The organism is Novacetimonas sp. GS1, assembly GCF_036686925.1.
Classification (GTDB): domain Bacteria; phylum Pseudomonadota; class Alphaproteobacteria; order Acetobacterales; family Acetobacteraceae; genus Novacetimonas; species Novacetimonas hansenii.
Window position 1 is genome coordinate 2086858 of sequence record NZ_VSZP01000001.1, and the last position, 11800, is coordinate 2098657.

Sequence of the window (11800 nt, forward strand, 5' to 3'; positions counted from 1 at the left end):
AAAATGTTCTGGTAATGGACGTAATGCAGCCACCGGCCGGGTACCGGTCATGCCTGCAACGGTTCAAAAGGGGGCATATGATGGCTGCCTTATGCCTGCACGGATGTCCATGCAACATGCGATGCGATGGTGCGTTGTCTGCACGCTTTCAAACGATCATGCCATATTCGTAAAACATGCGAATGACGCCCTGATATGCAGGGTCCAGATCGTTTCCACATCGACAGATCGGGGAGAAAGGGCATGGGATTTTCAGACATTACGCAGATCGCTGAAGAAAAGCGGAAAAAAGATGATGTCGCGATAAAACCGCCGGTACGATCGCCCTTTTCCGGGGACATCCCTCCCCTGTTGCGACAAATTTCCGGGAAAAAGGATCAGCGGCAGAGGCAGACCCTTTTTCGGAAATAGATATTTAAAAGAAATAGAGTTTTGACCTTCTTCCCCCCCAGGGACCGGAGCAGAGCATGGACGCGCATCCTGTATTGACGTCTGCCCCGTCCCTGACGGCGGGGGGCGGATGGTCTGGTTTCATGCGTCGCCTCTTTCGCAGGGAGCCGTGGCCAATATGGCAGGCCGATGATTTTCCTGTCAGAAGCGAGATTTTTGGCGCGGAGCGGCTGGAGGATCATGCCCGCAGCCTTGCTGCGGCGCAGGAGATTACCTTAGCGCACGCGCGACAATGGGGCACACAACCCCTGTCGCGACGCCTTGCGCAGAACAGTGCCTTTTTATGCAATGCCGAACGCGAGATCACAAAGGCGATCACACAAGACAGGCAATTGACGCCAGCAGCGCAATGGTTGGCGGATAATTATGCCCTGGTCGATATGCAGATCCGTGAAACAGCACTGGATCTTCCGTCGGGATATTATGCGCGGCTGCCCAAGCTTGCGAATGGTCCGTTTGCCGGCCTGCCACGGATATTCGCCGTGGCGTGGGCGTATGTCGCCCATACCGACAGCAATCTGCAACCCGATATCCTGCGTGGCTACCTTCTTGCCTATCAGGAAGTGGAGGCGTTGACGATCGGGGAATTATGGGCCGTTCCCATTACATTACGGATTGTGCTGATTGAAAACCTGCGTCGCGTTGTCGGTGCGATCATGCACAACAACACCCATCGCCGTGCGGCCGACCAACTGTGTGAACAGTTGGCTGCTGCACGGAAAAATGGTCATCCGGTGCCGTCTGTCCTTCTTGCCGCCGTGGCGCCTGACCTGCTTACTCCCGCCTTTGCCGCCCAGATGGCGCATTGCCTGCGTGGACTGGACCCTGAAAAGGATCCGGCCCTTGTCTGGCTGGCGCAACGCCTGTCCGACAGGGACAGCACGATTGAGGCCGCTGTCCGCGACGACCTGCATGAACAGGGCGCCTTCAATGCCACGATCCGCAACATTATCACCAGCCTTCGCCTGATTGCCGGGATTGACTGGACCGAGGCGTTTGAGCGTATCTGTCTGGTGGATCGGGTATTTGCGGAATATGACAGTTTCACGCAGGCTGATTTCGCCAGTCGCGACCTGTATCGCAAGGCGATAGAAGAGATCGCCCGTGGGTGCGATCATACCGAAACAGACATCGCGCAGACTGCCGTTACAATGGCAAGAGCTGTGCAGCAGGCACATCCTGATGATCCACGGCGGGGCGACCCGGGATATTACCTGCTGATGGATGGTCGCCGGGGGCTGGAACAGGCGCTGGGATTCAGGCCCACGCCCCTGATGTGGGTGGTGCGGGGGGGATGTCGCTGGGGGATCGCGGGATATAGCATCGCGGTCACGCTTCTCACGCTTGTCTTTCTTGTGATTCCGTTCTGGCTTCTCTCATCGGCGGGGACTACGACACCTCTGGCCATGGTGGTGGCGCTCCTTACGTTCGTGCCCACGACCGATGCCGCCGTGGCGTGCATCAACCGGCTTGCGTTACAGGCCATTCGTGTCACTGCGCTGCCGGGACTGGAACTGCGCGATGGCATTGCCCAACATCTGCGTACGATTGTTGTGATGCCGGTCATGCTGGTAACGCAGGAAACAGTTGCGGAGCTTGTCGCACGGCTGGAGGTACACTACCTCGCCACGCGTGATGACGCGGTGCATTTTGCATTGCTCAGCGACTGGCACGATCATGACAGTGCGCATGCACCCGATGATGAGGCGTTGCTGGCACTGGCTTGTGACGGGATCGCGCGCCTCAATCATCGCCATGGCCCTGCAACCGGCGGGCCACGTTTCATGCTGCTGCATCGCAGGCGTGTGTGGTGCGAAAGCGAACGGATCTGGATGGGGTGGGAGCGCAAGCGTGGCAAGCTGCATGAACTCAATCAGTTGTTACGTGGTGCGCGTAATACGACCTTCCTGCCGGACCCTGCGCGTGTGCTGCCTGATGGTATCCGCTATGTCGTGACCCTTGATGCCGATACGCGCCTGCCGCTGGAGACGGTGCGTCGGCTCGTGGGGAAAATGGCGCATCCACTGAACCTGCCGCGGTTTGATCCCGTATCCGCCCGTGTGGTTGAAGGATACGCGATCCTGCAGCCACGGGTTACGCCTGCCCTGCCTGTCGGTCACAAAAGCACCGTGTTCCAGAGGGCTTTTTCCAGCGCCAGCGGCATTGACGCCTATTCCGCCGCCGTGTCCGACCTGTACCAGGACATGTTTGGCGAAGGATCGTATGCAGGAAAAGGTATTTACGATATCGACGCGTTCGAGGCCGCGCTTGCGCATCGCATACCGGAATCGACCCTGTTGAGCCATGACCTGTTCGAGGGGATTTTCGCGCGTGCGGGCCTTGCCTCCGATATCGAAGTGGTGGAGGACTCCCCCACCGATTACCTCGTGGCGGCACGGCGGCTGCATCGCTGGACGCGTGGGGACTGGCAGCTCCTGCCGTGGATCTTTCCGGTATTTGGGCGCAGGGCGGACCCACGGCGTCGGCTGTCGGGAATTTCGCGATGGAAAATGACGGATAACCTGCGACGCACACTTAGCGCACCTTTCGTGCTGTTGGCACTGTTCACAAGCTGGTTCCTGCCCCTGCATGACGCCATGGTCTGGGGCCTGTTCATCATGACGATGATGGCATTGCCGGTGTTCCTGCCTGTCCTTGCGGATTTTGTTCCCCGTCGCGAATGGATCACGTTACGCAGTTACGGCAGCGTTCTGATGGCCGATGCGGCGGATGCATGTGTGCTCGCCGCGCTCAATATCATTTTTGCTGCACATCTGGCGGTCCTGATGGGGGATGCGATCGTACGGACCCTGATCCGGGTGTTCATAACCCGCCGCAATCTGCTGCAATGGGTGCCAGCGGCACAGACAATCCCGACCGTGCATCCGGGGATGGTGGAATATTACCGCCGGATGCTTGCAGTCCCGCTGTTGTCCCTGGTGATGGGGGACATGATCGCACGTTTTGCGGTACGGAGCCTGTTCGTGGCCGTGCCGCTGATCATGGTATGGGGCATGTCACCTATCGTTGCGATGTGGGTCAGCAGGTTTCCGGTCACGGCGGCGCGGTCACGGCCATCACGTACGGATATCCGCGCATTGCGGATGACCGCGCGGCGGACATGGCGCTTTTTTGAAACATTTGTGACGCCTGCGGACCATATGCTGCCGCCCGACAATTTTCAGGAAGATCCCGATGCCGTACTGGCGCGCCGTACGTCGCCCACCAATATCGGGCTGTATCTGCTGTGCTGCATCAGCGCACGTGATTTCGGCTGGTCCGGGCTGACCGATACGATCGACCGGCTGGAGGCTACGTTCGCTACGCTTGATGGCATGGGACGTTATCGCGGGCATTTCTATAACTGGTACGATACATCCGACCTGACGGTGCTGGAACCCGCCTATATTTCCACCGTGGACAGTGGCAACATGGCGGGCCATCTCGTGACACTGGCCAGTGCCTGCCGCCAGTGGCGCCATGGCGATGACAGGCTTTGCGCATCATGGCGCGAAGGGGTCGCCGATGCGCTTAATATCGCCATTACGGACCTTACGTTCCACAATGGTGCGCGCCTGTCCCTGTCCATCGGGCAACGGCGTCTGGTGCGGGCACTTGCAGCCCTGAAAAGCGCGGTCCTGTCTGCCCCTGAACTGCCATCGTACACGCAGCTTTCCATATTGCAGGCACGTGCGTGTCGTGTGAGCCAGCAGGTGGATGCCATAGCGAACATGTCTGTGGACACAATGCCCACGGGACGTGCGGACCCAGGATTCTGGGCCAATGCGGCGTTGCGCGGGCTGGAGAGCCACATGCGGGATCTGGCGTCCGCCTCCCCCGCATCGTCCCTGCGGGCGCGTCTGGAGGCGCTTGAACGCAAGGCACGTGGCATGGCGCAGGACATGCAGTTCGGTTTTCTGTGCAATGAATCACGCAAGCTGCTTTCGATCGGCTTTGTGGTGGCCGAAGACATACAGGACAGCAACTGTTACGACCTGCTGGCATCCGAAGCGCGACTGGCGGTTTTTTTCGCCATCGCCAAGGGGGACATACCTGCACGCAACTGGTTCCGCCTGGGACGTGCCATTACCCCCGTGGGCAATGGCGCGGCGTTGGTATCATGGTCGGGGTCGATGTTCGAATATCTGATGCCATCGCTGGTCATGCGCGCGCCGATCGGAAGTCTGCTGGAACAGACCAATACACTGATCGTGCAGTGCCAGATCGCCTATGGGCAGGGGCATGATGTGCCATGGGGGATCTCGGAATCCGCATATAATGTGCGTGATCTTGAATATACCTATCAATATTCGAATTTTGGCGTCCCGGGTCTGGGCCTGAAACGTGGCCTTGGGGCCGATATCGTCATTGCACCTTATGCCACGATGCTTGCGGCGATGGTGGATCCGCAAAAGGCGGTTGCCAATCTGTTGGCCCTTGAGCATGTAGGGGCGCAGGGCCGTTACGGATTTTATGAATCCCTTGATTACACCCCGCAGCGCGTGCCCGATCATGAACGTGTCGCCGTCGTGCGTGCCTATATGGCCCATCATCAGGGCATGTCGATCCTGGCGGTGGCCGATGCGGTCATGAACGGCATCATGCGTTCGCGTTTCCATGATGATCCAGCCATCGCATCGGCTGAACTGCTGTTGCAGGAACGCGCGCCGCGCACCGGGGCGGTGGCCCGCGCCCTGGTGGCAGAGGATGCGGCCCCTGTGCCGGTGCGGGCGGTGACGGCGGCGGCCGGACGATATTATGGGACACCCGATACACCGCAACCCGTAACGCACCTGCTGTCAAACGGGCGGTATTCGGTCATGCTGACAACTGCCGGATCAGGATATAGCCGGTGGCAGGGGCAGGCCATTACCCGCTGGCGTGAAGATCCGACATGCGATGATACGGGATCGTATATCTATCTGCGGAATGTCCGGACCGGGCAGGTATGGTCCGCAGGGGTGCAGCCCTGTGGCGTGCGGGGGGACGATCATGCCGTTGTGTTTCATGAGGACAGGGCGGAATTCGCCCGCCGCGACGGTGCTGTCACGACCATGATGGAGGTCATGGTCTCGGCCGAGGACGATGCCGAATGCAGGCAGGTTTCCGTCTTTAATGGTGGTGGTGATGTGTTGGAAATCGACGTCACGTCCTATGCGGAACTTGCGCTTATTACCCAGGCGGCTGACCTTGCGCACCCTGCATTCACCAAGTTGTTCGTACAGACAGAATACCTGCCGGATTCCCGTGCCATAATTGCCACGCGCCGTCGCCGTACGGCTGATGAAGCCGAAATCTGGGCTGCGCATCTGGCGGTCTGCGCAACACCGGTGCAGGTGGAAACGGACCGGGCGTACTTTGTCGGGCGCGGACATGATACGCGCCATCCGCGTGCGCTCCAGCCTGACGGGGTTATGTCAGGGCGCACGGGAACAGTGCTGGATGCTGTCTTTTCGATCCGTAGCACGATGCTGATAAAGCCCGGTGCGATGGCCCGGATCACTTTCTGGACGTTGGTTGCCCCGTCGCGTGAGGCGTTACTTGACCTGATCGACACACACCGTGACCATGCCGCCTTTGAACGGGTACGTACGCTGGCCTGGACACAGGCGCAGGTACAGTTGCGTCATCTGGACATCACCCCGGCGGATGCTGACCTGTTCCAGCGTCTTGCAGGGCACATCATATTTGCAGGCCCGGCCCCGCGGGCCGAGGCGGTGTGCATCAGTAAGGGGGCCGGCGCGCAGCCCCTGTTGTGGGAACAGGGGATTTCAGGGGACCTGCCGATCGTACTCCTGCGGATACGCGACAATGCCAATACCGATGTAGTACGTCACCTGCTGCAGGCGCAGGAATATTTCCAGCTTAAGCAGCTGGCAGTGGATATCGTCATTCTGAATGAACACCCGTCGTCTTACCTGCAGGATCTTCAGATTTCGCTGGATGACCTGGTGCGTGCGACCGGACGTCTGGTCGCGGGTGCGGGATCGGTGCGTACGCTCCGCGCGGACCTGATCCAGCCTGCCATGCGCGACCTGCTGCTGTCGGTGGCGCGTGTTGTGCTGTCAGCGGCCCGTCCCATTGCAGAGCAACTGGAACAGGCGGAAGCCCTGACCTCCTCCCTCCCCGTCATGACAGGGGATATGCCGGGGGCCGGCGTTTCCGCCCCTGTGGTGCCTGTCCTGCCTGAACTGGAGTTCTTCAATGGCTTCGGGGGTTTTGCTGATGATGGCCGGGAATATGTCGTAATTCTTGCACCGGGTCGTACGACGCCTGCGCCGTGGGTGAATGTCATCGCCAATGACGATTTTGGTTTTCAGGTTTCTGCCGAAGGGGCGGGATATACATGGGCGCTGAACAGCCGCGAGCACCAGTTGACGCCATGGTCGAATGACCCGGTGAGTGACCGTGCCGGCGAAGCCTTTTATTTTGAGGATCAGGACACACGTGACCTATGGTGCCCATTGGCTGCGACCCGCCGGGAAGCGGGGGCGACCTATGTGGCCTGCCATGGGCGCGGTTATACCCGCCATGAACGCGTGGCCCATGACATTGCCAGCACGGTGTTGCAGTACGTACCTGACACCGACCCGGTCAAGATTTCGCGCATCCAGTTGCATAACCTGTCCCAACGCCCGCGTACGCTGTCTGTCACCGCGTATGTCGAATGGGTGCTGGGGGCCGCACGTGCGATGGCCGCCCCGTTCGTCATTACCGGGCTTGATGCGCAAAGTGGGGCGCTGTTTGCGCGTAATCCGTGGAACGTAACATATGGCCGTCGTGTCGCCTTCCTTGATATCGGCGGATATAGCACCGCAGCCTGCGGGGATCGGGCGGCCTTTATGGGACGTCATGGCACGCTTGACGCGCCGATGGCCTTCATGCGGCCTGGCGGCGTGGCCGGAGCTCTGGGCGCGGGGCTGGACCCGTGTGGGGTGTTGCAGACGATCGTGACCCTGCCCCCCGATGGACGGGTGGAGGTTGTCTGCCTGTTGGGGGAAGGAGAGGATGAGGACGCCGCGCGTACCCTTGTGGCAAAATACCGTGCGACCAGCCTTGATGCCGTCCTCAATGACGTCAGGGCCCGGTGGGAGGGGCTTGCCCGTTCGATGCAGGTTCGCACGCCTGATCGCGCGATGGATATCATGCTCAACGGCTGGCTTCTTTACCAGACCCTCAGCAGCCGTATCCAGGCGCGGGCAGGTTTTTACCAGGCCAGCGGAGCCTTCGGGTTTCGCGATCAGTTGCAGGACGGCATGGCTGTGGTGTCTGCCTGTCCCGCGCGGGTGCGGGCGCATCTGCTGCATGCTGCATCGCGCCAGTTTGTCGAAGGGGATGTGCAGCACTGGTGGCTGCCCCAGACAGGGGCGGGCGTGCGTACTCATATCTCGGACGACTGTGCGTGGCTGGCCCATAGCGTTGCCCATTACGTCCGGGTCAGTGGCGATCGCGGCATCCTTGATGAGCCGGTCTCGTTTCTGGAGGCGCCGCTGCTATCCCTGACCGAGCATGATCGTTTCATGGTACCTGCCATTTCGGCTGTTGCCAGCTCCCTTTTTGAACATTGTGCACGTGCGCTGGATCACAGCATGCGGGTGGGCGTACATGGCCTTCCCCTGATGGGAACGGGCGACTGGAACGACGGGATGAACCGTGTGGGGGAACAGGGCCGTGGGGAGAGCGTATGGCTGGGGTGGTTCCTGCATGCGGTCCTGATGGATTTTATCACGTTTGCGCGCGAACGTGGGGCGGATGCCCGTGCCGATGCATGGCAGGCCCATGCGGATGCGTTGGCGGGGGCTTTGGAACAGGCATGGGATGGGGATTGGTACCTGCGGGCCTATTTCGACGATGGCACACCATTGGGCTCGCACCTTAATACAGAATGCCAGATCGATGCGATTTCACAATCATGGGCGGTCCTGTCGGGGGTGGCAATGCCCGAACGTGCCGCGCACGCCATGCGGTCCGTCATGCAGCGTCTGGCGGGGCAACCGCATGGGCTGGTTCTGGTGCTTGCACCGCCATTCGGCGGAAATGGCCCAGACCCCGGCTATATCCGTGGGTATCCGCCGGGCATCCGTGAAAATGGCGGCCAATATACGCATGCGGCGCTGTGGACTGTCATGGCGGTGGCTGGGTTGCATGATGGGGATCGTGCCCATGCCCTGTTTCACGACCTGCTTCCCATTACGCACGCCCTGACGATGCGTGCGGCACAACTTTATCGGCTGGAACCGTATGTGGTGGCGGCGGATATCTATTCCCGTCCCCCGCACGAAGGGCGTGGCGGATGGTCATGGTATACAGGGTCCGCCGGATGGATGCAGCGGGTGGGATGTGAAACCATTCTTGGCATCCGCATAGAGGGTGACGAACTGATACTTGATCCCTGCATTCCCGCTGGCTGGCCTGGTTTTGAGGCAAAGCTTGCATGGCGAACGGCGTTGTATGTCATCACCATTGAAAACCCGAACCATGTCTGCCGCGGGGTGACGCGACTGTTGATGGATGGGCAGGTTGTGGTGATGGGGCATCGGGTCAGGATGTCAGATGATGGGAAGCAACATACGATATCGGCTATACTTGGATAGTCATGGTGATCATGAAAATAATTATTGGATATACCTGATGTATATGGTGGGCATATGATTTTATTAAAACCTAAAGCACATATATAAATATAATAAAATAAGTGAATATGTTGGGTTATCACGATGTATTTACGATTAAAACTGTTAATATGACCTATGTATTCCAATGTCATGACAAAAAATAATATGGGAATATGATGTGTTTCCGCTTTCATGGCATGAATACATGGACAGGATAATGTCGGAACATCAGGACAGTACGGAACACAAGGATGGGCCGCGGCATTTTCATATGCCGCATATGCACCTGCCGCATATCCACTGGCCGCATTTCCACATTCACTTTCACGACCGGCCCCTGTCGGGGGCCCCCCACCCCGACCGGCCATTCCACTGGCGGCTTTATTGGTGCGAGGCCCTTGCCACGGCCGTGCTGATGATCGTCGGGCTGGTCTGTGTCATCCTGCTGAGTGCGCCAGGCACGTTCCTTGCCCGCCTGCTGGCACCGTATCCAAATATCCAGACCGCTCTGTGTGGCCTGTGTTTTGGTATGGCGGGAACAACAGCGGCGATGACACCGTTTGGCAAGATCAGTGGCGCGCACCTCAATCCCTCCGTCACCCTTGCGTTCATGCTCTCGCGCAGGATCGTCTGGATTGATGCCGTTGGCTATGCCATTGCGCAGATCGTGGGCGCGTTGGCAGGAACGGCTGTGGTTTATGCCCTGGGGCTGGTTTTTGCCCCGTGGCACCTGTTGTCGCGCGAGGTGCATTACGGTGCGACCATCCCCTATACGAGCATTTCAGTCTGGTACGCCCTGGGGTCTGAGGCACTTGTGACCGGGTTATTGATCATCACGCTTTACTGGCTTGCGGCGCATCCGCGTTACAAGGCTGTGACCCCATGGATCGGCGGGATATTCTTCCTTGTCATGAATCCCCTGACCGCATGGCTGTCGGGCAACAGCGTCAATTTTGCACGCAGCCTTGGACCGGCACTGTTCGATGGGACATGGACCAGCCTGTGGATTTATCTGATCGGTCCTTTTGCAGGATCGTCACTTGCGGTTCTCGCTATCCAGTGTGACCTGTTTGGCAAGATTCATCTTCTGGAGGCACGGTTGGTCAATTTCGGTCATCATGGCCGCGTCCCCCATCTGGATGATCCCCACTTTAAACATGCTGCCCCTGAACATTACGATGCCTATCGCGCATATCTGGAGGAACTGGCAAAAGCCAGGGTCACGCCAACTGCGGATTGAAAGAGAGACAGCAAAGAATGCTGTCAGATTGGGGAACAGCCACGGGTGGTGATTTTTCATCACCACCCGTAGGATAAAAGACAACTTCCTGCCCTGCCCCAACCTTCCTATCCCTTTTCCTTCACTCCCCTGCGATGACAGGCATGAAAGGAAAACGGCAATGACGACCACCAATCAGGAACTGCGTGCCCGGCGTGAACGCGCCGTTGCACGTGGTGTTGCGACTTCGACCCCCATTTTCGCCGACCGTGCCCTGAATGCTGAAGTGTGGGATATTGAAAATCGTCGCTATATAGATTTTGCGGGTGGCATCGCAGTCCTGAATGTTGGGCATCGCCATCCCCGGGTCATGGCGGCGGTACAGGCGCAACTGGAACGTTTTACACATACCGCCTTTCAGGTCTCGGCCTATGAATCCTATATCACTCTGGCGGAACGGCTGAATCTTCTCGCCCCATTTTCCGGCCCGGCAAAGACCATCTTTTTCACCACTGGCGGGGAAGCCACCGAAAATGCCGTGAAAATCGCCCGTGCCGCAACAGGGCGTACAGGGGTGATTGCGTTTTGTGGAGGGTTCCATGGCCGCACGCTGCTGGCCTCGGCCATGACAGGAAAGGTTCGACCCTATAAGAAACCGTTCGGGACGCTGCCGGGTGAAGTCTATCATATCCCCTTCCCCGATGGGGATATTACGGTGGATGACAGCCTGAAGATGCTTGGCTTTGTGTTCGCCGCTGATATTGATCCGTCCCACGTTGCCGCGATTATCATTGAACCCGTGCAGGGAGAAGGCGGCTTTCGTGTGGCGCCGCCTGAATTGCTGCATCGCCTGCGCCAGATCTGCGATGCACATGGGATCAAGCTGATTGCGGATGAGGTGCAAAGTGGCTTTGGCCGTACTGGCCGGATGTTCGCCATCACCCATTCCGGGGTTGAACCGGATCTTGTGGCGGTTGCAAAATCCATGGGGGGTGGCCTGCCCCTGTCGGGTGTCATCGGGCGCGCGGACCTGATGGATGCGGTTGGACCGGGTGGCCTGGGCGGAACCTATGCCGGTGCGCCACTGGCCTGTGCCGCCGCACTTGCCGTGCTGGATATCATGGAGGAAGAAGACCTGCCCGCGCGCGCCAATGTCATTGGCGAAAGGATGCGCGCGCGTATCATGCAATTGCATGAGGATACGACGCTCCTGCCGATCAGCGCCCCACGGGGATTGGGGGCAATGATTGCATTCGACATATTGCACGCCCATGGTGACGTAAGATTGCGTGACAACGCTGCCGCCGCGATCTGTGCAAAGGCATGTGACAAAGGTCTGATCCTGCTGTCATGCGGGGTGCAGGGTGCGACCATCCGCATTCTTGTCCCGCTTACGGCATCAGATGAAATCATTGACGAAGGCATGGATATCATAGAGCAGGTGCTTGCCGGAGGCTGCTGAAACCTGCCCGGCAGGCCGGCATGGAAACATGCCGGTGCAAGAGTGATCTTTCAG

At 58.9% G+C, this 11800-nt stretch carries 3 protein-coding genes; all 3 read left to right on the top strand.

Going from position 1 to position 11800, the window contains the following annotated elements; all coding sequences use genetic code 11:
* The first annotated feature begins 467 nt into the window (after positions 1–467).
* The 3 genes from FYB92_RS09450 to gabT all read left to right on the top strand — a co-directional run bounded on the left by FYB92_RS09450 (position 468) and on the right by gabT (position 11746).
* Positions 468–9044, top strand: coding sequence for a GH36-type glycosyl hydrolase domain-containing protein (locus tag FYB92_RS09450; RefSeq protein ID WP_332828532.1), 8577 nt, complete (start codon positions 468–470; stop codon positions 9042–9044).
* 301 nt (positions 9045–9345) lie between these two features.
* Entirely contained in the window at positions 9346–10305 is a 960-nt protein-coding gene (locus tag FYB92_RS09455; protein WP_332829000.1) for an aquaporin, read from the top strand.
* A gap of 160 nt (positions 10306–10465) precedes the next feature.
* The gene (gabT, locus tag FYB92_RS09460) at positions 10466–11746 is read left to right on the top strand and encodes a 4-aminobutyrate--2-oxoglutarate transaminase (protein WP_332828533.1); all 1281 of its coding nucleotides are present in this window, start codon (positions 10466–10468) and stop codon (positions 11744–11746) included.
* The last annotated feature ends 54 nt before the right edge of the window (positions 11747–11800 follow it).